Genomic DNA, 24,334 nt, shown 5'->3' on the forward strand with positions numbered 1-24,334 from the left:
CGTCATTCGCCTTTCGCCGTTCGACATTAAATATTTTTATTTATATTCAATAGACGAAAAGCGAATAGCGAACGACGAACAGCCATACTAGTACCTAGTACTAAATACCTAGTACCTAATCTACTCCACCACTTCTATCGGTGCAAAGCTAAGCATAAGTTTCTTAACGCCCTTACTTGCAAATGCAACTGCTATTTCTTTATCTCCATCCTTCTCTTTAACTTGTACAACTGTACCTACACCCCACATTTTATGCTTCACTTTTGCTCCAGGTTTTATATCGTTTGAAGATAAGTTCGATTTACTGGTACTTTTCTCAACTATACCCGTGAAAAACTTGTTAGTATCTTTTTTTATCTTGCCTAATACTTTTACTGTTTTTTCATTTAAATTCTCCACCAACCATTCTGGTATCTCTTTTACAAATCTTGATACAGTATTATACATAGTATGTCCATATAAAGTCCTTACATCGGCATAAGTTAAATATAAGATTTTCTTTGCCCTAGTAATACCAACATAGCATAGTCTTCTTTCTTCTTCTAGTTCTTCATCACTGTTAAGTGCTCTTGAAAGTGGAAAAATTCCTTCCTCCATTCCAGCTAAAAATACTACCGGAAACTCCAAACCCTTAGCACTGTGCAATGTCATAAGTAAAACAGCATTTCCCTCATCTTCTACACTGTCAATATCTGAAAGCAGTGAAATATTTGCTAAAAATTCTTCTAAAGTATTCTCTTCACTTTTTTGTTCAAAATCTATAGCTACAGAAATAAATTCTTTTATATTCTCTATTCTACTCTCTGCTTCCACTGTATTTTCCTTTTTTAGTTCCTCTATATATCCTATTGAATCTATAACATTTTCTATAAGGTCTCTTACTCCTAAAATTTCCTTCATAGCTATAAACTTATTTATTAGAGTAGTAAACTTATTTATATTAGCAATAGCTCTCTGTGATAATCCTGGGATATCCTCTGCATCTAAAATAGCGCTATATAAACTTTCTCCTGTCTTTTGACAATATTCCTCAATCTTTTCAATAGTCTTACTACCAATTCCCCTTTTAGGTACATTGATTATCCTCTTTAAACTCACATTGTCAACTGGATTTTGTATAAGCCTTAAATAAGCTATAATATCTTTTATTTCTTTTCTATCATAAAACTTAAGCCCCCCAACTATTTTATAAGGGATATTCGATTTTATTAATGCTTCTTCTATAACACGTGATTGGGCATTTGTTCTATAAAGAACAGCAAAATCCGAAAATCTCAAACCTTCATTTTTAATATTTTCATTTATTTTACTTGCTATAAAATCAGCTTCATCATGCTCATTGTAACCACTATAAAGTTTTATTAAAGTACCTCCATCATTTTCAGTCCATAATTTTTTTGATTTTCTCCCATAATTGTTCTTTATTACATGATTAGCTGCTTCTAATATAGTTTTAGTAGAACGATAATTTTGCTCAAGCTTTATAACCTTTGTATTCGGAAAATCCTTTTCAAATTCAAGTATATTTCTAATATCTGCCCCTCTCCATCCATAAATCGACTGGTCATCATCGCCCACTACACAAATATTCATATATTTTCTAGACAATAATCTAATTAATTCATACTGTGCTTTATTTGTATCTTGATACTCATCTACTAAAATATATTTAAATCTTTCTTGATAATCATTTAAAACATCTGGATTTTTTCTAAGTAAATCTATAGTCTTAAATATTAAGTCATCAAAATCTAATGCATTATTTTCTTTTAATTTCTTTTGATACAAACTATATATTTCTGCCTTATTTCTTTCTCTAAAGTCACCATAGTTATCTCTCATGTATGTATCAGCATCTATAAGCTTATCTTTTTGAGAGCTTATAAAGTTTAAAATAGCTTTAGGTTCATATAACTTTTCATTTAAATTAAGTTGTTTTATGCAATCTTTTATAAGAGTCTTCTGATCAGTTGTATCGAATATTACAAAATTTCTACTATACCCTATTCTATCAATATTTCTTCTTAAAATTCTTACACATATTGAATGAAATGTTCCAATCCACATATTTTGAGCTTTTCCACCAATAAGTCCTTCTATTCGTTCCTTCATCTCATTAGCAGCTTTATTAGTAAAAGTTATTGCCAAAATATTCTCTGGATTTACCCCTTTTTCTTCTATTAGATATGCTATTCTATGAGTTAAAACTCTCGTTTTCCCCGAACCTGCACCAGCTAGTACTAATAATGGTCCTTCTGTAGTTAATACCGCTTCTTTCTGTCTATCATTCAAAGTATCTAAAGAAATCATATATTTATCTCCTCTCGATTTCATTCTTTTCTTCCTACTATTATATAAGAAAGTAATTTTTAATTGAAGATATGATATTAATATTATTCAATTTTGATTTTTGGAAAAATAAAACCCCTACTCATAAAAGCAGAGGTAATAAAACAAAATTATAATTTTTCTGTAATTATATTAACAAAATATCTATGGAATGATTCATCTCCCGTAAGTTCAGGATGAAATGAAGTTGCCAACATATTCTTTTCCCTTGCTGCAATAATCTTCCCTTCGTGCTTTGATAAAATTTCAACTCCTTCTCCAACCTTCTCAATGTAAGGTGCTCTAATGAAAACTAATGATATTGGTTTTGATGAAACTTGCGGTATTGTCTTTTCTATCATAAAACTATCTATCTGACTACCATATGCATTTCTTTTCACTTCAATATCCATTACTCCTAAATGTACATAATCCTGCCCTGCAATTTTTTTTGCCAATAATATCATTCCTGCACACGTTCCCCATACAGGCATTCCTTTTTTTATTCTTTCCTTTAAAGGTAAAAATATATTAAAATCCTTCATAAGTTTCCCTATTGTCGTGCTTTCCCCTCCAGGAAGAATTAGACCATCTATCTCATTTATCTGTTTAGTATATTTAACCCTAATTGGCTTAATCCCTTCAATTTTCTTAAGCATTTCTATATGTTCAACTACAGAGCCTTGAAAATCAAGTACACCGACTTTAATCATTATTACCATCCTCTTTCAGCAAATTCTGTAGTCAATTTACTAATTTCTAATCCATACATAGGTTCTCCTAAATCTTCAGAGACTTCAGCAAGAATTTCAGGGTCATTATAATATGTGGTTGCTTTCACTATCGCTTTTGCTCTCTTTTCCGGATTAGAAGATTTAAAAATCCCAGAACCTACAAATACTCCATCACATCCTAACTGCATCATAAGAGCTGCATCTGCAGGAGTTGCAATTCCACCAGCTGCAAAGTTTACAACAGGTAGTCTTCCATGTTCAGCTACATATTCAACCAAATGATAAGGTGCCCCCATTTCTTTAGCAGCAGTCATAAGTTCTTCCTTAGGCATAAGTTTCAATTTCCTTATTTCTGATAACATCTGCCTCATATGCCTTACAGCTTCTACAACATTACCAGTTCCTGCTTCTCCTTTCGTTCTTATCATAGATGCTCCTTCAGCAATCCTTCGTAATGCCTCTCCTAAATTTCTAGCTCCACATACAAAAGGAACTTTAAACTGTTTTTTATTAATATGATACATCTCATCTGCTGGGGTTAAAACTTCACTTTCATCAATAAAGTCTATTCCTATCGCTTCTAGAATTTGAGCTTCAACAAAATGACCAATCCTTACCTTTGCCATAACTGGTATTGATACTGCTTTTTTTATTTCTTTTATCATTTTAGGATCAGACATTCTTGCCACTCCACCCTGCTTTCTAATATCAGCAGGTACTCTCTCCAAAGCCATGACTGCTACAGCCCCGGCTTTTTCAGCTATTCTGGCCTGTTCTGGATTGGTAACATCCATAATCACTCCACCCTTAAGCATTTGTGCAAGATTTTTATTTAGTTCATATCTTTTATTCATGCTATCTCCCCCTATACTTTATTAATTTTAAAAATCAATCAATATTGTATTGGTTGTTGTTTTGAAATTGTAATGCTATTGTATTGTTATATGATAACATTACCAGTACAATTCTATTATGTCACAACAATTGTACTGCGTCAATATTGTTTGAAAAATCAAAATCATTATTGTAAAATTATAGTGATAGCTTGTCCATTTATTAACTAAAATAACTAAAAGTGAGGTATCGGAAATGTTTAAGAACCTACTGAGAAAAAAGCCAAAATCTTTAAGTTCGAACATTGAAAACAAAGTTATTCCAACTAATGATGAGAAAAAAGAAATAAATACAGATTACACAAGCCTATTAATACATAATCAAAAATGTACAATCGATAAAATTTCGAACAGAATAGATGAAACTGGATTTGCTACAGAAAACTTAATCGAAATAATAAATAATATTTCTAAAAATGTTGAAATACAAATGCAAGCTATCGATAAAGTTGTAAACGAAATTGAAAGTTATTCTGCATTAACTGAAGAAGTTCAAGCTAGTACTATAAGTTCTCTTCAGATAGCAGAAGATACAAAAGAAGTTGCTAAAGAAGGTAACCAAGCTGTAAATAATTCTATTCAAGCAATGAATGAAATAAAAGTATCTGTTGATAACACTAAAAGCATTGTTGCAAATTTAAATAAGCAGACAGCTCAAATAGATAATATGCTTAAAATAATAAAAGATATCGCTAATCAAACAAATCTATTAGCTTTAAATGCTGCAATAGAAGCTGCAAGAGCAGGAGAACATGGTCGTGGTTTTGCAGTAGTAGCAGAAGAAGTAAGAAAACTGGCTCAAAAAAGCGAAGAATCTGCTGAACAAATTTCTTCAATAATACTAAAAATTAAAGATAGTATACAAGAAACTCTAAAAGCAATGAATGAAAGTGGTTTAAAAGTCAATAAAGGTGTAGATATTGCAAATAATACAATAACTGTTTTCAATAAAATAATTGAGTCAATAAATACAACTACTGAAGTGACTAACGAAATAACATCTGCAATTTCACAGCAGACTAGTAACTTAGAAGAGATTGTATTTTCAGCTAAAGAAATGAATGACATATCTGAAAAAATCATAGCAATGATTGAAGTTGCTCTGATGAACGCACAGCACACAAAATCTTCAATTGAAATTTTGTCTAAAACATCAGAAAACCTTAACAGTATAACTGATAAAGTCCTTAACAATATTAAATTGGGCAATAGAAAAGAAACTAAACTAAAAACAGTTATGGGAAGAAGTTTAGATACATTAGACCCTGCTATTCCATTTGACCAAGATAGTTTAAAAATATTAGGCAATGTACATACTGGACTATTAACTTCAAGCGCTACAACTGATGTATTACCTGGCATAGCTAAAAGCTGGTTTGTAAGTGAAGATAATCTTACTTGGACTTTTAATCTTAGAAAAGGTGCTAAATTTCATAATAGTCAAGAAGTTACCTCTGAAGACGTTAAATTTTCTCTTGAAAGAATATTAAGCCCAAAACTTAAATCTCCTAATGCATGGCTTTTATATCCTATTGATGGTGCTGAAGAATTTCACAATGGTGAAGTTAATCATGTTAGAGGTATAAAAGTCATAGACAGATACAGATTATCTATAACCTTAACAAAACCTTATAGTGGTTTTCTACTTAACTTATCTCAACCTTGTTGTGCAATTATAGAAAAGAATTCAGCACTTAACAATAAATTTGTAGGTTGCGGACCATATATGATCGAAGAAATGGATGATGAAAAGTACACATTAAAAGCTTTTGAAGGATATTTTGGTGGACAACCATATATAGATAAAATAGAAGTTTATCATAATGATAACAATCCTGTTGAAGGTTATATAAACAATAAATATGACTTCTTAATGCTCAATAACTCTGGTGTCAAAGAATTATTTGAAAACGGATTTAGTAGCGAAATTAAAGTAAAAGATGTAATGACAACATTCTTTGCAGGTTTTAACTTAAAATCTAACTCAATTTTTGCTAAGGATAAAAATATAAGAAAAGCCATTAACCATGCTGTAAATAAAGAAAGAATAATCAACGAAGTAGTCAACGGACTTGCTTCTGAATCTAAGGGAGTATTCCCTCCAGCAATCCTAGATAATAGTCATCTTAAAGGATTTGAATTTAATCCTAACCTATCCAGAAGGTTATTAAGAGAAAGTAATTATAACAATGAGAAGTTATTAATACTGGGATATGAAGGTGATAGCAATAATTCCAACAATAAAATAATCGAACTTATTGTAGAAGACTTGAATAATGTAGGAATTAACTGCGAAATCATTAAAGTTCCTTCTAAAGAATATTTAAAAGCTGAAAACATGAATAAATGCCATTTATTCATTATGGGATGGATTGCTGATACTGGAGATCCTGACAACTATTTAGAACCTTTATTTAACCCTAAAGCTTATACTAACTTTACTGGATATAATAATGAATATGTAACAAGGTTAATGGAAGAAGCTAAAGAAATTATAAATCCTGAAAGAAGAATTGAATTATACAAGACAATTCAAGACAAGATTATCGAAGATGTGCCATGGATATTCTTATATCACCCACAAACAGCTTATGTTCATAAAACACATATAAAAAATGTACAACTCAATCCATTAGGAAAAGTTAGATTTGAAGATATTATTTGTGAATAATCGTAAGAAGACCTACACCAATATTAAGGTGTAGGTCTTAATTTTTATATTTCCAATCCTTTTCTCTTCTTTAACCATCCAGGTATCAATGTTAGTATTACAAAGAAAATTGCTCCAATCCCAAGATACATTAAAGTCTTACCTATATTACCTTCTCCACTTACAATTGAGCCTCCCATGAAGGTAAAAGCTATAGCTCCTGGTATCATACATATCCATGAAACTAAAACATAAGTGCCAAACTTAATTTTAGTAAGTCCATAAGCATAGTTTTGAAGGTTAAAAGGAAATACAGGAACTAATCTAGTTATCATTAACATTCTCCATCCTTGTTTTTCAACACCTTCGTCTATCTTCTTAAATTGTTCATTTCCTTCAACCCAACTTTCTACCATATCCCTAGCTGCATATCTAGCTACTAAAAATGCAGCTGAAGCACCTAAAGTAGATCCTATAGAAGCATATACAGCTCCCATTACAGGTCCAAAAGCTAAACCTGCTAATACAGCTATAGGTAATCCTGGAAGAAAGAATAAACATGCTACAATGTATAGAATTATATAAATTATAGGTCCAATGACTCCATAACTATTAATCCATGCTTTTAAATTTTGCATATTTTCAAGACTAATATATTCAAATAGTCCAAAATATTTCATAAGACCAATAACAACCACTATAAGTCCAAGAGTAATAGCAAGTTTCACATAACTTTTCTTTTTATCTTGTTTTACTTCTTTTTTACTATCCATAACTACACCTCCATTTTTAAATGTATAGGGAGCATTGCTCCCTATACATTATTTAGGCTCTCCAGTTTCAATTGGTAGATCTTTATTATAACTCCATTCAATCCATGAACCATCATAGTTCTTAACATTTTCATATCCAAGTAATTGAGTTAAAACAAAAGTAGTATGAGCTGATCTTACTGCTGATTGGCAGTATGCTATTATAGTCTTATCAGGAGTAATTCCTTTTGACTCATAGATTTTCTTTAATTCTTCTACAGTTTTGAAAGTTTTGTCTTCACCTTCTCCAACATTAATAGCCTCTTTATATTCAATCCAAACACTTGTAGGTATTCTTCCTTTTCTATAAGCACCTTTCTTTAAAGTTTCACCTGTAAATTCTTTTATTGAACGAGTATCTAATATTATCACATTTGGATCATTCATTGCAGCTTTAACATCTTCTAATGTAGCTAGCTTACTCTCATCTACTTTACCTTTAAATTTATATTCTTTTGGAGTAATCTCTGGCTTAGCAGTTGTTAATTCAAGTCCTGCAGCTTTCCATCCATCAATACCACCATCTATTAATGCCATTTTCTCATGACCATACATATCAAGTATCCACCATAGCCTAGCTGCATCATAATCTCCTTTTCCATCATACAACAATATGAATGTATCATTATCGATTCCTAAGCTACCTAATAATTTCTCTACTTTCTCCTTTTCTGCCCTCATTCCACCAAATGGATAATTTTCGCTCTCATAGTCTGGTCTCCATATATTAACAGCACCAGGTATGTGACCTAATAAGTATTCTGGTGATTTTCTAATATCGATAACAACAACATTTTTGTTATTATCAATTATTTCCTTAGCCTTAAGTGCACTTACTATAACTTCCGGATTTGCATATTCAGCATACTTACCTTCTTGTTTAATTAATTCGTCACTAGTTTTTACATTTGGTCCTTGGAAACCAAAGTACCAAACTAATACTCCAACTACAATTACAATTAACGCTATGCTTGTAACTTTTGCTTTACTCATTTCATTACCCCTTTCTAATTATTTTCTCTTTTTAATTTCTCTCTTAGATTTATATCTATTTGCCCAGCTTGTAATAGGACTGCTTGGAACTCCAGGGAACTTAGATTTTGAAGTCCATGGACCTCCAAATATCAAGTCTAAGATATGAAGTGCATTTTTTCCACCTCTAACCATAGACTCCCTACAAGCTGCACAATAAGTAACCATATAATCAGATTTCGCCTCAGCTGTCCTTCTTTTCATAACTCTTAATGCCAGTTCTGGATTAGCAGGTACTACCATTCCTCCAAAACCACAGCATCTAGTATTCTCTCTTGAATAAGATAATTCTTCAATTTTATATCCTAATTCGTTTATTATCCATCTAATTCCATCATGTATATCTGACCTATCTCTAGTTGAACATGAATCGTGTATTGCAAATGTTATATCACTATTCTTACCTATACCCCTAACATTTTCAGGTAATCCTATTTCAGGTAAAACTGTCCATAATGACCTTACTTTTTGGTTTGGACTGTACTCTGAAATTGTTAAGAAACATGATTGACAGGCTACTATTATTTCTTCAGCCCCTAATCTGTCTATTTCTGCTTGTAAACCTGCATATCTTTCTTTAAACTTATCAATCTGTCCTAAAGCTTTAGTTGGTTTACCGCAACATTTTAATATTGCACCTGTACCTGGTAGCTTTTCCTGTAAATACTCTAAAGTCTTACCTACAGCATAAGGATTATACGATGGCAAACTACATCCTGGTATAAATACACGTTTAGTTTTCTTAGCTTTACCATCTTTTATTGCTATATTAAATAATTTTGAAAATCCTAAAGCTTGATGCACCTCAATTGCATTATGCCCTTTCATTGGAGACTTACCATTGTTAGCTTTAATCATCTGCTTTCTAATATCCATAAATCTATCTTTTATCTTGAAGTCTTTTGGACATACTAAAGTACACTGACTACACATATTACATGAATATGGTATTTTAGGATCAATTTCTCCTGTTTCTAATATCTCTTCAAATAAGTCCTTAGGACAATTACAAAAATCCTTTAACATCTCACACTCTTTTACGCATAATCTACATTCACATTTTAAGCACCTAGAAGCTTCTTCTTTTGCCTGCTCTTCATTAAAACCTAAGTCTACTTCTTCAAAACTCAATATTCTCTTGCTTGGTTCAACCTTTGTAGTTTCAACTCTTGGTAAGTTAGGAGTATCATCTTTTATTTCAGTTTCTAACCAAGTCTCATAACTTCCTTCAAATTCCCTATCAGAATACAAATCTTTGCCTTGAAGATATCTATCAATTGAAATTGCAGCCTTTCTTCCCTCTGCCATAGCTTCAATTACAATTGTAGATCTTCCAGATGCATCTCCTGCAACAAATACATTTTCTAATTTTGTCTGTAAAGTTATAGGGTCAACCTTAAATCTGCCACCTCTTTGTGTTTCTAGCATCCCATCTGAAACAAAAGAATTATCTACTGCTTGTCCTACAGCAAAAATAACGTTGTCAACTTCTAGAATTTGCTTATTACTTTCATTGAATTGAGGATTAAACTTCCCTTCTTTATCAAAAATTGATATACATTCTTTTATTTCAATCCCTACTACTTCACCATCTTTTCCTATTATCTTTTCAGGACCAAAGCTATCATGTATAATTATACCTTCTTCTTCTGCTTCTTCAATTTCCCAAGTATGAGCAGGCATTGCCTCTCTTGACTCAAGACATACAAGATGTACTTCTTCTGCTCCTACTCTTCTTGCACTCCTAGCAACATCTATCGCAACATTTCCGCCACCTATAACAGCTATTTTCTTACCTATATTAGCCTTTTTAGTTAAACTCACTTCTCTTAAAAATTCAACAGCATTTAAAACTCCATTAAGCTCATGACCAGGTACTGGAATAACTACTCCTTTATGAGCTCCTACTGCTATTAACACTACATCAAAATCTTTCTTTAGTGCTTCAAATGATATATCTTTTCCAATTTCTACTCCTAGTTTGAACTCAACACCAATCTTTTTTAGTAAGCTATACTCAAAATCTATAATATTTCTTGGCAACCTGTATTCAGGAATTCCAACTCTCATCATTCCACCTAAAACAGGTAGCTTCTCAAATACTGTTACATTATAGCCTTTTCTTCTTAAGTCTAATGCTGCCTGAGCTCCAGCAGGTCCTGCACCAATGACTGCAACCCTTTTATCCTTCTCAGTTTCAATACTTAAATTCCAATCTTTTTCATTATCATAGTTATCCGCAACAAATCTCTTTAATGCTGCAATTGACATAGGTTGCTTAAACTCTCCTCTTTTACACTTTTCCTCGCAGGGGTGAGCACAAATTCTGCCCAAAGTAGCAGGTAAGAATAGTTTTTCTCTTATTAACTCAATCGCCTCTTTGTACTTCCCTTCTGCTATCAAATTTACATACCCTTTTACATCAGTATGCATAGGACAAGTAGCTTCACAATAAGGTGGAGCATCACCCATACAAGTATCTACGATTTCCTTCATTTTTTCCAATACTTCTTTTGGATAAGTAACCTTATTCATCATTGACCCCCTTTTCATTCAATAAAAGTTTATTAACTTCTATTTAATTTGTTAAAATGTCTACAATTAAATTATAATATAAAATTTTATTAACAAATAATAAGCATTGTTTATGATGTATAATAATAATTTATTGCATATACACTTTTTGTCAATAGAAATTATTTTACCATAATATCACATACAAGTATAAGATTCAAAATGTAATGTGCTGCATAATCTATTATATGATATAATATTAATAATACAAGCTAGAATTAAATGCCAATCTTTAAGTTGATTGGGTTTATTTTTTTTTAACACATAACAGAAATTAGTATTACTAGAAATTCAAAGAATAGGTGATATCATGAATTTACAGTATCTTAAGGCCTTCTATGTAACTGTAAGAGTTAATAGCATTTCAAAGGCTGCCAAAATACTCCATCTAACTCAACCAGGATTAAGTATGCAAATACAATCTTTAGAAAAAGAATTACAAGTTAGTTTGCTTAACAGAAGTAATAAAGGTGTTAAATTAACTGAAGCTGGAAAGATAGTTTTTGATTATGCAAATACTATTCTTTCTCTTCAAGAGAATATAGAAAGAGATCTTGAAAATCTAAAAACCCATAAAAAACACTTACTAATAGGCTCTTGTAAAGCAGTAGGAGAATACGCATTACCATGTAGCATATATGTATATAAGCAAGATAATAAAGACGTAGAAATAAATCTAGAAATTACCAATACGAAAAAAGTTATAGAAAATCTTATTAGTAGAAATACAAACATAGGTATCATACACGGAAATGTTAAAAATAAAGATTTAAAAATTCTTAAAATCACTTCTGATAAATTACTTTTAGTTACATCGTTACCAGTTATCAAGAAAAAAATCACTTTAGACGAACTAGTTAAACTTCCTCTTATTTTCCGCGAAGAAGGTTCTGGTACTAGAGAAACTATAAAAAAAGCTTTAAAATGCCAAGATATTGAAATAGATGATTTAAATATTATATATGAACTCAATTCAATGGAAGCTATTAAAACCTCAGTTTTATCTGGAAAAGGTATATCTTTTATTCCTGAGTTATCAATTAAGAGAGAGCTGAGAGATGGATTATTGAAAGTTATAGAAATAGAAAATATGGAAATCCTATCAGACTTCTATGTAGCTTACAGAAAAGACCACGAATTAAATCCTTATGAGTTAAATTTTATAGATTTTATACGCTCTTCAAAACGTGGTTTCTGTTAAAAAAGCGGCTTTAGCCGCTTTTTTATAATCCATAGGAAATTATATACCTTATTGAATTGTGGATAATTTAAAATATAATTTCCGTAATGGATATAGGCAAAATCCTCCTTATAATTTATTAAAGTTGAAGATTTTGTTAGATATCACTGATGTATTCCTTTAAAAGTGTCTTCATAAAATCAATATCTAAATATGCTTTAATCTTTTTGAATGTATCCATATTTTTGATATCTTTGTCTGGTTTTTGATACTCAAGGTATGCAAAAGCACACCACGACAATGCCCTTAGATAGAGATATGGCATATATAACCTTACCCTATCTCTAATTTCATTATCTTTACCCCCAAGGCCTTTTATATATTCTTTAAAAAATTGTTCCTTTTCTTCAACACTTAAAATATAATCAGCTTTCCAAAGTGTAGTAGTTGGAGCTAAAAACTGTGTTAAATCTTGACAAGGATCACTCAAAACAGGTTTCTCCCAATCAATAAGGTAACTCTTTTTATCACCAATTATAAAGTTATGCGAATTTACTTCTGTATTGTTTATTACATGCCATTTATAGTCCGTAAAATATTTTTCCTTCCACTTATTCTCTTCTGCCCACTCTAGAAATCTATAAAAAAACTTCTTAATATCTTTGTTCACCTTAGGTTCAACCAAGAAATCCTTGAGTAATTTTTTCCCTTCATTCACTCTGTCTGTAAAAATATTTTCCTCAACAATAAAATTACTTGTATCTATTTTGTTCAAGTCCAAAGAATGTATCCTAGAAAAAATGTGAGCTGCCTTATTTAAATCTTTATTATACTCTAAAGGTCTTCCATCTAAAAATTCCATAATCAATATTCCATAATTAAAATATGTCTTTGTATCGTCTACAAAAAATACCTTTGGGGTAACCCCACTTATCTCAAGTCTCTTTAAAGCTTCAAACTCATACCTAATCTGACTTTTAACATCTATTTGACTCCCCGTATTTACCCTAAAAACATATTTTTTCTCACCACAATATATAGTAAAGTTTATGTTATACTCACCTTGAGCTAGAAATTTTACTTGAAAGTCATCTCCAAATTCTAAATAGTGTAACTCTCTATTATTTCTAATATAATCTATGATTTTATCTTTTAGCGTAGTCTTTAACATTTCCCCTATCACTCCAACAATTTTGTATGAATTTTATGGTATTATGAGGAATTATCTTATCCTTCCAAATACCTTTTTTCATGTTTTCATAAAATGCAAATAAATCTTCCCTTGTATCTATGTCCCTGTGCTTTTCTATTAACGCAGTCTTCAGCCCCATTCCATTGGCAATATCAATTGTACCCTCTAAAACCGACTTATTACCCCATTTTATATCATTTACAAACAATCCCTTGTCCATTTTTTTCAACCCAATGAAGAAATATCCTCCATCGAATGTAGGACCTATTACAACATCATTGTTTTCAAGCTCTTCAAAGGCTTTTCTTATTTCAAAAGGTTGAATATCGGGTATATCTGACCCCATTAATCCTACCTTTGTATACCCTTTTTCAAAAAGGTATTCCATTGCATTTGACATTCTCTCACCTAAGTTATCTCCAGTTTGAGGAAAACACTGAATATAATCGGGTAATATGTTCTCTATTAAATAAAGAGAATCTTCTGGAGTAAAAGTTAAATATATATCTATTTCATCTTTGATAAAACTAAATGATTTGAAAATATCTAATAGGAAGGCTTTATGTATTTCAGCACATTCTTTCTTAGTCAATGTGCCAATTAGCCTAGTTTTAGTTTTACCTGGTATTGGTATTCTTGTCATCAATATTAGTGCGTCCATATCTAGCCTCCCCTATAAATCTTACTTAATTTATCTGGAGATACCCCTATTAAATGTAACAATTTGATTTTATGCATCAAAAGTAGTGTTCTAAGTTGGCCTCCTTTTACAAACCTTCTGGCTGACGTACCTATTGGTACTTTAATCATAGTCATTTTACCTTTTTTTGCAAGTTTTCTTGACAGTTCCCAATCTTCCATCAACTCAATCTCAGGATATCCTCCTAATTCATCAAAAATGCTTTTCTTAACGAATATTCCTTGGTCTCCAAAAAATAAGCCAAAATATTTTGCCCTCCAATTAGATGTTACAGCTACAAATTTCATAAAACGTGTATCCAGGTCATAGAAATATAGAGAAAATCCTCCTCCAATATAACCAGTTTTAATAGCTTCCTCTATTTTTTGTAAAGCTTCTTCATGTACATATGAGTCTGAATGAACAAACCATAGAATATTTCCCTTTGCATTTTTGGCTCCTTTGTTCATTTGCTTAGCTCTGCCCTTTTCACTCATTATAACTTTGGCATATTTTCTTGCTATATTAACCGTATTGTCTACACTACCGCCATCTACAACAATAACCTCTTTGTCTCCTTTTAGTTTATTAATCTGTTTAAGTAAAAACTCTATACTTTTTTCCTCATTAAGTACAGGTATTATTATAGATATCATAAAATCACCAACTTATACGTTTTTTAGTCCGTTCATCAAAAAATACTGCCTTTTTATAATCTATATTAAGAAACACCTCATCACCTACTTGAAAATTAATTTCTGGTTTGCTTAAGCACTTAAAAAGATGTCCTCTTGCAGTAACATTATAGTATATTCTATCCCCTGCATATCTTCTTGTACTTATTATACCTGGAATTCCCGTACCAATTTCTTTAGGTAATATTTTAATTTCTTCAGATCTAATCATTACTATTACCCTTCTATTGCCATTATAATCTATTTCATAAGTTCCAAAATCACTTACAAATTTCCCTTCTTTAATTTCACCTGCTATATAGTTTTTTTCTCCAAAAAAATTGGCAACATCAATAGTAATAGGGCTTTGATAAAGTTCTCTTGGAGTACCTATTTGTTTAATCTCTCCATCCATCATTACTACTATCTTATCTGAAGTCATAAGAGCTTCTTCTTTATCATGGGTAACTAAAATAGTAGTTATATTAAGTTTCCTTTGTATATCACAAATAAAATCTCTCATGGTCTCTTTTAATCTAGTATCTAAATTAGAAAATGGTTCATCAAGTAACAAAACCTTTGGTTCTATTGCTAATGCCCTTGCAATTGCCACTCTCTGTCTTTGCCCACCTGAAAGCTCTTTTGGATATTTTTTTTCATGCCCTCTTAATTTAACTAAATCAATCATCTTTTTGACTTTTTCTATCCTTTTTGATTTTTTCACTTTTGCCATTCTCAAGCCAAATCCTATATTTTCTTCTACAGTCATATGAGGGAAAAGGAGATAATCTTGAAAAACTATAACTGCTCCCCTTTTTTCAACTGGAACATTCATAACAGAATTGCCATTAAACACTACATCCCCTTCATCAGGTTTTATAAGCCCTGAAATTATCTTAAGAGTTGTAGTCTTACCACAACCTGAAGGACCTAATAACGAAACCAGCTCCCCTTCTTTTACCTGTATATTTATATTATTAAGTATCTTTTTACCATCAAAGGTCTTGGAAATATTTTTTAGTAAAATTTCAGACATTATACTCTACCCCTTATAGATAAAAATGGTTTTCAGTTTTATAATATATTTTAACAACTTTTTCAACTGACAATAATACAATTAAAACTGTAAAAATAAAGACTACACTGAATGCTGAAGCCATCATCCTATCCCCACTCTGGATATATGGAAATAAAAGCATAGAAAATGTAACTATTCTTCCCCCACCTATTAGAAAAGTTAAAAAATATTGACTAAAGGAAACTATGAAAATAAGACTTCCTGCTGATATTAAACCTGGAGTTATCAAAGGAAGAGTAATTCTAAAAAAAACCTGCATTGGTCTTGCCCCTAAAACTCTTGCTTGCATCTCCATTGACTCACCTATTATCTCGAATACATCAGTTAAAATCCTGATTCCATAGGGTAGACATGGAATTAAATGAACTAAAACAACTCCCCAAAATGTATTAGCGAGTCTCAGTTTTATGAATGCAACATGAATTCCCATAACTACTGTCAATGGTGGAACTATTATCGGTGCTAGTACAAGTATTTTTATAAATTTTTTTCCTTTAAAATTATAGACTCCTAACGCTTTTGCAGCAGGTATACTTATTATTAATGTTATCAAGGTAACTACAGAAGATAGCCATACGCTAAATAATAGTACCTTAATAACCTTGTTAGAAAAGCTAAAAATGTATCTATAACCCCTTAAACCAAAACTATCAGGAAATATACGAGGCCAAGGCCAGTTATTAGTAACGCTCCATATTAATAAAATAATTAGGGGAAAAATTAAAACAAATATAAGAAAATACATTATTCCAGTATATATAAAGTTATTTTTTTTCATTTTTATCACCCATTATATTTGGATATCAATTTAAAAGTTCTACTATAAATCCATACAAATAATACAGAAATAAAGGTTAAAATCATATTTATTACCATGGTATAAGGACGATTTGTTAAATCTGGATTTGTATATTCAATGTAAGCCTTAACAGGTAGTGTTTTTGGTGTTGTAGGTCCCAATAAATACGGTACCTCAAAAGCCCCAAACGAAAAAGCAAAGATTATTATAAAAGAAGAAAATATAGATGGCATAATTAAAGGCAACAGAATATGCCAAAATACCTGTCTGTTATTAGCTCCAAGATTCAAGGCAACCTCAACGAGTTTATCGTTTATATTACTAAGAATTGTATATACTACCATAGCTATAAAAGGTATCTCTTTCCACAAATAAGCTATTATTATCCCAATTCCAACTCTATCAAAAACTAAAGATGGAAATTGACTCTGACTATCTATTATTCCAATATTATAAAATATCCTAGGCACAACACCACTCTGTGAAAATAGATTATATACAAGTAAAGCAGCGATTGTATGGGGAACTATGATGGGCAACTTATAGATGAATTCTTCTATGCTCTTTTTATGCCTACTCCTTAGGATAGAATAAGCCAGTATAACTCCTACTATTACTGCAATTACAGATGAAATTAAAGAAATGTAAAAACTAAACCTTAAGGACTGTAAAAAATCTTTATCTGTTAATACTTCAAAATAGTATTTCAGTGTAAAATCCTTTAGCCCTATTACAGAAAAGTATCCAAAACTCTGGACTAATCCCATGATTAGTCCAGAGATGAATATTCCTATTAATATTGTCAATGCAGGAATCAAAAGTATATACGGTTTTATTTTTGTATTCAATATTCTACTCACCCTCTACAGGTATGTTTTCTAACCATATCTCTTCAATAATAGGTATCAAATTTGCAGGCATCTCAGGAACTCTATGATCTAACAAGTATTGTTGTGGTAATGTCCCCTTCCCTATTTTAACATCAGTGAACAAACTCATTTCACTATCACTTAATTTATTGTTATCTAAAACTGGCAAATCTCCCCAATTTTTAGGATCATATTTTGAAGCTTGTGCTTCAGGACTCAAAATAAAGTTAATAACAGCTAAAGCTCCTGCTTTATTTGGTGCGTTAAAAGGTATTGCTAGAAAGTGAGTATTTCCTATAGTCCCATTATCAAAAATAAAAGTATTTGTCGTATCTGGAAACTCACCTGTTTGAATTTTACTTGCAGCATGGTTTGGATTATAACTCATAGTCATCAATACCTCGTTATCAGAAAACATATTGTCAAGCTGAGATATTGTAGCTGGGTATGTCTTACCTTCTCTCCATAAATAAGGTTTCAACTCTTTTAGATAATCAATAGCTGGCTTGATTGCCTTTTCCACTGTTTCTTTATCTGGTTCCATATTCATAAATTGCTTATATCCAACAATATCGTATATTATATTTCTCACAAAGGCACTACCTGTGAAATCTGGAGGAGCAGGATATGTCAACTTCCCAGGATTTTTCTTAGCCAATTCTAGTAACTCTTTATAGTTTTTAGGTATTGTGTCTATTTTATTCTTATCATATATCATAACAAGCTGAGCTTTACCGTAGGGTGCTTCATAGCCATCAACCTTAAACCCAAAATCATATTTTACCTCATCAGAGTTATTATCAATGTATTTATTAAAATTTGGTAACTTATCTGTAAAAGGTCCGAATAATAACTCATTTTCTTTAGCTGTATAGAAATTCTCACCATTAATCCAAACTATATCAATAGTTCCTTCTTGACTATTTAATTGTTTCTCTCCTAATAATTTATTTAAAATATCATCAATGTTCATAGGTACCCTATTTAAAGTTATATCATATTCTTCTTTTAACCTTTTAGCTAAATATGTGTCAATCCAATTATTAACCTTCTGGCTTCCGCCCCAACCATAGAAGTTAACAGTAGTTCCCTTAGCTTCAGCCAATATATCTTCCCAACTCTTTTCTAAAACATTTCCTTCTATCTTTTTGTTACCGCTACACCCCACTAGACTTGAGGCTAAAACTAAAATAAGCAGTATACTTAAAAACTTTTTCTTCATAATAAATACCTCCTCTATAATAAATATTTAAATAATATTTTAGTTCCTATAAAAGCCCCTATAAACATAAAAATTGCGAAAACCCATCCATGTAAAGAAAATGAAGGTATTGCACTAAAATAAGCTCCAATATTACATCCAAAGCTCAGTCTTGTTCCATATCCCATAATTATTCCACCCAATAATCCGAAGAATAATTGCCTTCTATTTTTTATTTTTTTGAATTTAAATTCAGATGCCCAAAGAACAGCCACTAGTGCTCCAACGATTACAGCTAGATTCAATATTGTATAATAATTGTGAATAAAAGTTTCTCCTTTTCTCAATTGATTAGAATAAACACTAAAATAATACCAATCTAAACAATTAAATCCTAAAAGCTCCAAAAATGATAATCCCCAATACAAAAAACCAGTTGTTATTTTCCATGCTTTTCCAGTTAGTGCTAATAAAATAATGTTTAAAACTCCAAGTAAAATACCGCCTACCCAATATGGCCAAGGTTTTTTTATAATTTTTTCATAAAATTTCATAACTTCAACATATCACCCTTTCATTTTCGCTTTTCTATATATATTTCCCATTCACCTTCTCCTACTTCCATATAATCTACATTATGACCTTGTTTTTTAGCCCATTCAACCACATTCTTAATGGAACAACTATGATCTGTTTCTAAAATTAACACATCTCCTATATCCATTTTTTCTAATTTTTTTATAGCCTTCAACAAAGGTATCGGGCATGCTTCATACATGCAATCTAGTTTTATCTCAGTCAATTATATCCCTCCTATATCAACTAGACATCAAATTGTTTTTCTTATCGTACCAATCTGCAATAAAATATAATACTGTAAGAAAAATTATTTGTAGAATTACTGCTGTTGGTAGCCCGATATACTTAGGTATATAAATTGTTGGCGACTTTTTAATAATAAGCTTGTCCCAAAATTCAAAATTATACGCTCCTAATACAGTTCCTATAATAAATCCAATGAGTACAACAATTTGCAACAAAAAACCTTCGCCTATTCTCATAAGAGTTCCACTAGCACACCCACCAGCAATTACCATACCAATTCCAAAAAGTATTGCTCCTATAGCTGTATGAATTCCAACTGGGCTAATTTGACCTGGTAATCTATCTATATCAATAACACCACTACTATCTATTGAATCATACTGAATAATTCCAAAGCCTATAGTTGCTATTATAAAAGCTATAATAATTGCTTTTAAAATAGATGTACTGCCAACCATAATTGGATCTCTGAAACTTGCAGCAAAACAAAATCTTGACCTTTGAAGCGTTATACCTATTAAGAGTCCAATAACCCAAAAAATACTGTAAATTTTGTTGTTCTGCAATAAAAAGATAAATATTATTATAGAAATAATAGACATTATAAATGCATAAAACTTTTGATTTTTTTTCTTATTAACTCTAATCTCTCTCTGCCTTCTTTTTTTCAATTCTTCAATTCTATTAGAAGACATATAATCAACCCCTAAATCTCTATAAGTATGTTAATTATCAAACAAACTCCCTATAATCTATATTATACATTAATGTGCAACCATTTCATATAGAGTATAATTATATAGAATAAGAATGTTTTATAGTTGTATTAATCCAAGTTAGACCCCTATAGTTAATAAAGTGATATAATAAGTTTAGGTTTGTTGAACTGATGCAAAATACAAAGAAATACATTATAAATTAAGTGAAGGAGGTAATTTGTATGAAAAAAATAAAGGTAATATTTGATTGTGATAACACTATGGGCTTAGAAGGTAAAGATGTAGATGACGGTCTTACACTTATATATCTATTAGGTAGAAAAGATATAGATTTACTAGGTATTACGACAACTTATGGAAATAGTACAATTGACTCAGTATTTGAAAATACTAAAAAAATGTTTAAAGAATTAAATATAAACTTGCCTCTTTACAAAGGAGCTAGTTCAAAATCTGAAAAAAATAGCCCTGCTGCCAATTTTTTAGTAGATATTGTGAATAAATATCCTAATGAAATTACACTGCTAGCAACAGGTTCTCTTACAAATCTTAAAAACGCTTATGAAATTGATAAAAACTTTTTCAAAAAATTAAAACAGATTGTCTTAATGGGAGGCATAACAAAACCTTTAATCATTAATGGAAAAAATTTAGACGAACTTAATTTCTCATGTGATCCAGAAGCTACCCATATCGTATTAACATCTGGAGTTAAAATAACAGTTTTAACAGGACATATTTGCTTACAAGCATTCTTTGGTGAATATGAATACAAAAGATTGATGAATAGTAAATCTAAAATATATAAATACATTAAAGATAAAACCATTAATTGGTTTAACTTTGTAATGGCTGAATTTGGTATAAAAGGATTTTATAACTGGGACATAGTTGCTGCAGTTTATGTAACAAATCCAGAATTGTTTGATGAAAACTATCAAAATATAATATCTACCCCAAATGATTTAGAAAACGGATATCTTATAATAGATAAAAACTCACCTAAAGGTTATAAAATTAATATACCTACTAAAATTAAAGATGTAGAAAGATTTAATAATATAATTTTTGAAACATGGGATAATGTAATTATATAATTACTTACAAAATCTACTTTTCATCTTTCTTTTGCTCTAATCTATCTAATATTAGATTGTATCCTTCCGCTCCATAATTTAGTGCTCTATTTATCCTACTAATAGTTGCTGTAGAAGCACCTGTCTCATTTTCAATTTCTATATATGTCTTATTCTCTCTTAATAATTTTGCAACCTGAAGTCTCTGAGCCAGAGACTTTATTTCTTTTATTGTGCAAATATCTTCAAAAAATCTATAACACTCTTCTAAATTTCTAAGTTCTAAAATAGCTTCAAAAAGCTCATCAATATGAGAATCTTTAATTTTAGAATTATAACTCATTAAACCCCTCCCAAACAATTGAATTTTAAATGTTAAATGCTAAATGCTAAATCTTAAATTCCTTTCTTCTGTTCTCTGTTCCCTGTCAACTAAAAGCTTTAAAAAATTATAATATTTTTACTTGTTTTGCAAATACTATTTTTGAAGTTTATCCTCTTTTAATTAAGATATTATAAAGGAAGTGATATTTTGAAAAATTACTATAATCAAAACAAGCCTAATGCTTCAAACGGTCAAGACATTATACTATCAACATACAACGCAGAAAAATATCCAATAATAGAAAGACAAACAAATGCTTTTGTATTCCCATGGAATATGCAAAGAGATGTAGACGCCATTGATACTATGAGATTCTATGCAGAAACTACTCCTATTACTGAAAAAAGAGGAATTGAAGGAATTCCTGCAAGTCCAAAGAATATGGAAAATACTAAGTTAAGGTAGAGGCTTGCAATTGCAAGCCTTAAATTCCTTTATTCCTTCAAGCCCTACAATCTCTATCCACTTTGTAATTGTTTTTCCCTTAATTACTAGGTTTTCGTTTAAATCCTTTAATGGTACTAAAACAAAAGCTCTTTCTTGAATTCTAGGATGAGGTATTGTTAACTTATCGTCATCTATAAAAACATCATCATAAATCAATATATCAACATCAATAGTTCTAGGACCCCATCTAAAATAACGCTCTCTTTTTAATATTCTCTCAACTTTCTGACATTCTTCTAAAAGTTCAAATGGTCTTAAGTCAGTCTCTATCTCTATACATAAGTTTAAAAAGCTATCCTGTAAAGTATACCCCCAAGGCTCGGTCTCATATATTTTAGAAACTTTTGTTACTTCAGTATCTTTAAAATTCTTAATAAGCTGTATAGCTTCCTTCAAATACCCAAGTCTATCTCCTAAATTTGTTCCTAGTCCAAGATACACCTTAGCCATCTTTTCTTACTCTCCTTATTTCTACACCGAAATAGTCAAATATCCCATTAACAGGAGCTTGAGGTTTCTTTACCGTTACAACTATCTCTTTAACATTTTTAAATTCATTTAAAACTCTTATTGCTATATTTTCAGCCAAAGCCTCAATAAGCTTGAATGTATTGTTTTCGCATATATCTTTGACTACTTCATATACTTTAGCATAATTTACTGACTGAGTTAAATCATCAGTTTCTCCTGCCCTTTTTAAATCACAAAAAATTTCTAAATCAACAATAAACTTTTGACCTATAACATTTTCTTCCTTTAATGCTCCATGATAAGCATAAAAACTTAAGCCTTTTAGTGTTATTTTATCCAAAATATCCCTACTTTCTAAAAATAGCATCTGTTACTTTAGCAGCTCGTAAGTTCTCTTTTACATCATGCACTCTTACAATATCAACTCCCTGCATGATTCCCATAACTGTCGTTGCTATAGTACCTTCAACTCTTTCTTTTGGAGGTAAGTCCAAAATCTTACCAATCATAGATTTTCTAGAAGTCCCTAATAAAATTGGATATCCTAATTCAGTAAGCTCTTTAAGTCTGCCCATAACCTCCATATTTTGCTCTGGAGTTTTTCCAAAACCAATCCCTGGATCTAATATAATATTTTTTTCTTTAACACCTGCTTCTTTTGCTAACCTAATACTTTCTTTTAGAAAATCCTTTATTGATTCCATAATATCTTTTTTGTACTCAGTTCCTATTTGATTATGCATAATAATAACTGGGACATCATATTTAGCAACAACATTTGCCATATTCTTATCCCTTTGAAGTCCCCAGACATCATTTATTATATGACAACCAAGCTTTAAAACCTCTTCAGCAACCCTAGATTTATAAGTATCTACTGAAATTGGTATATTAATTTCCTTAACTAATCTTTTAACTACTGGAACTATTCTTTTTAACTCTTCTTCTTCAGATACTTCCTGTGCTCCAGGTCTTGTTGACTCAGCTCCTACATCAATTATATCTGCACCTTCTCTAACCATTTCTTTTGCATGCTCAACAGCTTTATCTATATCAAAATATTCTCCACCATCTGAAAAACTATCAGGAGTTACATTTAATATCCCCATTATATAAGTTTTTTGGCCAAATTCAAACATAATATCCCCCTTTACTTGTGATTTATCAAGCTCATAACTTCTGCTCTAGATTCTGGTCTTGTTTCAAATATACCTCTTACTGCTGATGTTACAGTTTTTGAACCTGGTTTTTTTACTCCTCTCATAGTCATACACATATGTTCAGCTTCAACTACAACTACTACACCATAAGGCTCAAGAACTTCCATTAAAGTATCTGCAATAGTCTTGGTAATTCTCTCTTGTAATTGAGGTCTCTTTGCAACAGTCTCAACTACCCTTGCAAGCTTAGAAAGCCCTGTAAGTTTTCCACCTTTAGGTATATATGCAACATGTGCTTTGCCAAAGAAAGGTACTAAATGATGTTCACACATTGAATAAAAAGGTATATCTTTAACTAAAACTAATTCCTCATATTTTTCATCCTGGAAATAAATCTCCAAATGTTTTTTGGGATCTTCATTTAATCCCGAAAAAATTTCTTCATACATCCTAGCTATTCTATCAGGCGTTCCTCTAAGTCCTTCTCTATCTGGATCTTCACCTATCGCCTCTAAAATATCTCTAATAGCTCTTTTAATCTTTTCTTTATCCATAT

General features: G+C 30.9%; 25 protein-coding genes. 4 read left to right on the forward strand and 21 right to left on the reverse strand.

What is annotated here, in order from left to right:
* Positions 1 to 120: 120 nt before the first annotated feature.
* From pcrA to pdxS, 3 genes are all read right to left on the reverse strand, one after another.
* Positions 121 to 2,334: a DNA helicase PcrA gene (gene pcrA, locus BFN48_RS07380; RefSeq protein ID WP_242863241.1), complete on the reverse strand. Its 2,214-nt coding sequence runs from the start codon at positions 2,332 to 2,334 to the stop codon at positions 121 to 123.
* 125 nt (positions 2,335 to 2,459) lie between these two features.
* On the reverse strand, positions 2,460 to 3,041 hold the full coding sequence (gene pdxT / locus BFN48_RS07385; protein ID WP_069650264.1) for a pyridoxal 5'-phosphate synthase glutaminase subunit PdxT: 582 nt from the start codon (positions 3,039 to 3,041) through the stop codon (positions 2,460 to 2,462).
* Between the two features lie 2 nt (positions 3,042 to 3,043).
* Complete coding sequence (pdxS, locus tag BFN48_RS07390; RefSeq protein ID WP_069650265.1) at positions 3,044 to 3,916, reverse strand: pyridoxal 5'-phosphate synthase lyase subunit PdxS; 873 nt, start codon at positions 3,914 to 3,916, stop codon at positions 3,044 to 3,046.
* Between the two features lie 235 nt (positions 3,917 to 4,151).
* Here pdxS and BFN48_RS07395 point away from each other — a divergent pair, with 235 nt between their 5' ends.
* Positions 4,152 to 6,626, forward strand: coding sequence for an ABC transporter substrate-binding protein (locus tag BFN48_RS07395; protein WP_069650266.1), 2,475 nt, complete (start codon positions 4,152 to 4,154; stop codon positions 6,624 to 6,626).
* Positions 6,627 to 6,670: 44 nt separating this feature from the next.
* Here the strand turns inward: BFN48_RS07395 and BFN48_RS07400 are convergent, their stop codons facing one another.
* From BFN48_RS07400 to BFN48_RS07410, 3 genes are read right to left on the reverse strand one after another with little or no spacing between them, the layout of a single operon-like run.
* Complete coding sequence (locus BFN48_RS07400; RefSeq protein ID WP_054871225.1) at positions 6,671 to 7,378, reverse strand: TVP38/TMEM64 family protein; 708 nt, start codon at positions 7,376 to 7,378, stop codon at positions 6,671 to 6,673.
* Between the two features lie 48 nt (positions 7,379 to 7,426).
* On the reverse strand, positions 7,427 to 8,410 hold the full coding sequence (locus tag BFN48_RS07405) for a sulfurtransferase (protein ID WP_069650267.1): 984 nt from the start codon (positions 8,408 to 8,410) through the stop codon (positions 7,427 to 7,429).
* Between the two features lie 18 nt (positions 8,411 to 8,428).
* The gene (locus tag BFN48_RS07410; protein ID WP_141706141.1) at positions 8,429 to 10,984 is read right to left on the reverse strand and encodes an FAD-dependent oxidoreductase; all 2,556 of its coding nucleotides are present in this window, start codon (positions 10,982 to 10,984) and stop codon (positions 8,429 to 8,431) included.
* Between the two features lie 349 nt (positions 10,985 to 11,333).
* On the opposite strand from BFN48_RS07410, the gene BFN48_RS07415 reads away from it, so the two are divergent.
* A complete protein-coding gene (locus BFN48_RS07415) occupies positions 11,334 to 12,224 on the forward strand; it encodes a LysR family transcriptional regulator (RefSeq protein ID WP_069650269.1) in 891 nt (296 codons plus the stop codon).
* Positions 12,225 to 12,360: 136 nt separating this feature from the next.
* On the opposite strand, the gene BFN48_RS07420 is transcribed toward BFN48_RS07415, so the two are convergent.
* The 10 genes from BFN48_RS07420 to BFN48_RS07465 form a co-directional block, all read right to left on the reverse strand.
* Entirely contained in the window at positions 12,361 to 13,374 is a 1,014-nt protein-coding gene (locus BFN48_RS07420; RefSeq protein WP_069650270.1) for a phosphotransferase, read from the reverse strand.
* The gene (locus BFN48_RS07425; protein ID WP_069650271.1) at positions 13,349 to 14,056 is read right to left on the reverse strand and encodes a TIGR04282 family arsenosugar biosynthesis glycosyltransferase; all 708 of its coding nucleotides are present in this window, start codon (positions 14,054 to 14,056) and stop codon (positions 13,349 to 13,351) included. Before BFN48_RS07425 ends, BFN48_RS07420 begins: the two co-directional genes overlap by 26 nt.
* A gap of 2 nt (positions 14,057 to 14,058) precedes the next feature.
* Entirely contained in the window at positions 14,059 to 14,730 is a 672-nt protein-coding gene (locus BFN48_RS07430) for a TIGR04283 family arsenosugar biosynthesis glycosyltransferase (protein ID WP_069650272.1), read from the reverse strand.
* Positions 14,731 to 14,734: 4 nt separating this feature from the next.
* A complete protein-coding gene (locus BFN48_RS07435; protein WP_069650273.1) occupies positions 14,735 to 15,784 on the reverse strand; it encodes an ABC transporter ATP-binding protein in 1,050 nt (349 codons plus the stop codon).
* 13 nt (positions 15,785 to 15,797) lie between these two features.
* On the reverse strand, positions 15,798 to 16,379 hold the full coding sequence (locus tag BFN48_RS07440) for an ABC transporter permease (protein ID WP_242863242.1): 582 nt from the start codon (positions 16,377 to 16,379) through the stop codon (positions 15,798 to 15,800).
* Between the two features lie 230 nt (positions 16,380 to 16,609).
* Entirely contained in the window at positions 16,610 to 17,485 is an 876-nt protein-coding gene (locus BFN48_RS07445; protein ID WP_242863243.1) for an ABC transporter permease, read from the reverse strand.
* A complete protein-coding gene (locus tag BFN48_RS07450) occupies positions 17,478 to 18,716 on the reverse strand; it encodes an ABC transporter substrate-binding protein (protein ID WP_069650276.1) in 1,239 nt (412 codons plus the stop codon). The genes BFN48_RS07445 and BFN48_RS07450 overlap by 8 nt, the downstream gene beginning before the upstream one ends.
* Before the next feature lie 14 nt (positions 18,717 to 18,730).
* Positions 18,731 to 19,249 carry a YeeE/YedE thiosulfate transporter family protein gene (locus BFN48_RS07455; protein WP_069650277.1) on the reverse strand — a complete coding sequence of 173 codons (519 nt, stop codon included), beginning with the start codon at positions 19,247 to 19,249 and terminating at the stop codon, positions 18,731 to 18,733.
* A 20-nt stretch (positions 19,250 to 19,269) separates the two neighbouring features.
* Positions 19,270 to 19,497, reverse strand: a complete 228-nt coding sequence (locus BFN48_RS07460; RefSeq protein WP_069650278.1) for a sulfurtransferase TusA family protein — start codon at positions 19,495 to 19,497, stop codon at positions 19,270 to 19,272.
* A gap of 16 nt (positions 19,498 to 19,513) precedes the next feature.
* Positions 19,514 to 20,215: a YeeE/YedE thiosulfate transporter family protein gene (locus BFN48_RS07465; protein WP_083238852.1), complete on the reverse strand. Its 702-nt coding sequence runs from the start codon at positions 20,213 to 20,215 to the stop codon at positions 19,514 to 19,516.
* Between the two features lie 245 nt (positions 20,216 to 20,460).
* Between BFN48_RS07465 and BFN48_RS07470 the strand changes: the two genes are divergently transcribed.
* Positions 20,461 to 21,336 carry a nucleoside hydrolase gene (locus BFN48_RS07470; protein ID WP_069650279.1) on the forward strand — a complete coding sequence of 292 codons (876 nt, stop codon included), beginning with the start codon at positions 20,461 to 20,463 and terminating at the stop codon, positions 21,334 to 21,336.
* Positions 21,337 to 21,349: 13 nt separating this feature from the next.
* Here BFN48_RS07470 and BFN48_RS07475 read toward each other — a convergent pair whose 3' ends face one another.
* Positions 21,350 to 21,658, reverse strand: coding sequence for a YerC/YecD family TrpR-related protein (locus tag BFN48_RS07475; protein WP_069650280.1), 309 nt, complete (start codon positions 21,656 to 21,658; stop codon positions 21,350 to 21,352).
* Between the two features lie 189 nt (positions 21,659 to 21,847).
* Here BFN48_RS07475 and BFN48_RS07480 point away from each other — a divergent pair, with 189 nt between their 5' ends.
* A complete protein-coding gene (locus tag BFN48_RS07480; RefSeq protein ID WP_069650281.1) occupies positions 21,848 to 22,105 on the forward strand; it encodes a hypothetical protein in 258 nt (85 codons plus the stop codon).
* Here BFN48_RS07480 and folK read toward each other — a convergent pair.
* Genes folK through folE form a run of 4 tightly spaced genes read right to left on the reverse strand, consistent with a single transcriptional unit; the run spans position 22,097 to position 24,332 of the window.
* Positions 22,097 to 22,597 carry a 2-amino-4-hydroxy-6-hydroxymethyldihydropteridine diphosphokinase gene (gene folK, locus BFN48_RS07485; protein WP_069650282.1) on the reverse strand — a complete coding sequence of 167 codons (501 nt, stop codon included), beginning with the start codon at positions 22,595 to 22,597 and terminating at the stop codon, positions 22,097 to 22,099. The genes BFN48_RS07480 and folK overlap by 9 nt on opposite strands.
* Positions 22,590 to 22,958 carry a dihydroneopterin aldolase gene (gene folB / locus BFN48_RS07490; protein ID WP_069650419.1) on the reverse strand — a complete coding sequence of 123 codons (369 nt, stop codon included), beginning with the start codon at positions 22,956 to 22,958 and terminating at the stop codon, positions 22,590 to 22,592. Before folB ends, folK begins: the two co-directional genes overlap by 8 nt.
* A 7-nt stretch (positions 22,959 to 22,965) precedes the next feature.
* Positions 22,966 to 23,757 (reverse strand): dihydropteroate synthase, encoded by a 792-nt coding sequence (gene folP, locus BFN48_RS07495; RefSeq protein ID WP_069650283.1) that lies wholly within the window; start codon positions 23,755 to 23,757, stop codon positions 22,966 to 22,968.
* A gap of 11 nt (positions 23,758 to 23,768) precedes the next feature.
* Positions 23,769 to 24,332 carry a GTP cyclohydrolase I FolE gene (gene folE, locus BFN48_RS07500; protein ID WP_069650284.1) on the reverse strand — a complete coding sequence of 188 codons (564 nt, stop codon included), beginning with the start codon at positions 24,330 to 24,332 and terminating at the stop codon, positions 23,769 to 23,771.
* Positions 24,333 to 24,334 lie beyond the last annotated feature (2 nt).

The sequence above is a fragment of the Caloranaerobacter ferrireducens genome (assembly GCF_001730685.1).
Classification (GTDB): Bacteria; Bacillota; Clostridia; order Tissierellales; family Thermohalobacteraceae; genus Caloranaerobacter; species Caloranaerobacter ferrireducens.

What these genes read in the sequence shown, in the direction of transcription:
- pcrA (WP_242863241.1), bottom strand. Translation starts at nt 2,334, where the DNA reads ATGAAATCGAGAGGAGATAAATATATGATTTCTTTAGATACTTTGAAT.
- pdxT (WP_069650264.1), bottom strand. Translation starts at nt 3,041, where the DNA reads ATGATTAAAGTCGGTGTACTTGATTTTCAAGGCTCTGTAGTTGAACAT.
- pdxS (WP_069650265.1), bottom strand. Translation starts at nt 3,916, where the DNA reads ATGAATAAAAGATATGAACTAAATAAAAATCTTGCACAAATGCTTAAG.
- BFN48_RS07395 (WP_069650266.1), top strand. Translation starts at nt 4,152, where the DNA reads ATGTTTAAGAACCTACTGAGAAAAAAGCCAAAATCTTTAAGTTCGAAC.
- BFN48_RS07400 (WP_054871225.1), bottom strand. Translation starts at nt 7,378, where the DNA reads ATGGATAGTAAAAAAGAAGTAAAACAAGATAAAAAGAAAAGTTATGTG.
- BFN48_RS07405 (WP_069650267.1), bottom strand. Translation starts at nt 8,410, where the DNA reads ATGAGTAAAGCAAAAGTTACAAGCATAGCGTTAATTGTAATTGTAGTT.
- BFN48_RS07410 (WP_141706141.1), bottom strand. Translation starts at nt 10,984, where the DNA reads ATGAATAAGGTTACTTATCCAAAAGAAGTATTGGAAAAAATGAAGGAA.
- BFN48_RS07415 (WP_069650269.1), top strand. Translation starts at nt 11,334, where the DNA reads ATGAATTTACAGTATCTTAAGGCCTTCTATGTAACTGTAAGAGTTAAT.
- BFN48_RS07420 (WP_069650270.1), bottom strand. Translation starts at nt 13,374, where the DNA reads ATGTTAAAGACTACGCTAAAAGATAAAATCATAGATTATATTAGAAAT.
- BFN48_RS07425 (WP_069650271.1), bottom strand. Translation starts at nt 14,056, where the DNA reads ATGGACGCACTAATATTGATGACAAGAATACCAATACCAGGTAAAACT.
- BFN48_RS07430 (WP_069650272.1), bottom strand. Translation starts at nt 14,730, where the DNA reads ATGATATCTATAATAATACCTGTACTTAATGAGGAAAAAAGTATAGAG.
- BFN48_RS07435 (WP_069650273.1), bottom strand. Translation starts at nt 15,784, where the DNA reads ATGTCTGAAATTTTACTAAAAAATATTTCCAAGACCTTTGATGGTAAA.
- BFN48_RS07450 (WP_069650276.1), bottom strand. Translation starts at nt 18,716, where the DNA reads ATGAAGAAAAAGTTTTTAAGTATACTGCTTATTTTAGTTTTAGCCTCA.
- BFN48_RS07455 (WP_069650277.1), bottom strand. Translation starts at nt 19,249, where the DNA reads ATGAAATTTTATGAAAAAATTATAAAAAAACCTTGGCCATATTGGGTA.
- BFN48_RS07465 (WP_083238852.1), bottom strand. Translation starts at nt 20,215, where the DNA reads ATGTCTTCTAATAGAATTGAAGAATTGAAAAAAAGAAGGCAGAGAGAG.
- BFN48_RS07470 (WP_069650279.1), top strand. Translation starts at nt 20,461, where the DNA reads ATGAAAAAAATAAAGGTAATATTTGATTGTGATAACACTATGGGCTTA.
- BFN48_RS07475 (WP_069650280.1), bottom strand. Translation starts at nt 21,658, where the DNA reads ATGAGTTATAATTCTAAAATTAAAGATTCTCATATTGATGAGCTTTTT.
- folK (WP_069650282.1), bottom strand. Translation starts at nt 22,597, where the DNA reads ATGGCTAAGGTGTATCTTGGACTAGGAACAAATTTAGGAGATAGACTT.
- folP (WP_069650283.1), bottom strand. Translation starts at nt 23,757, where the DNA reads ATGTTTGAATTTGGCCAAAAAACTTATATAATGGGGATATTAAATGTA.
- folE (WP_069650284.1), bottom strand. Translation starts at nt 24,332, where the DNA reads ATGGATAAAGAAAAGATTAAAAGAGCTATTAGAGATATTTTAGAGGCG.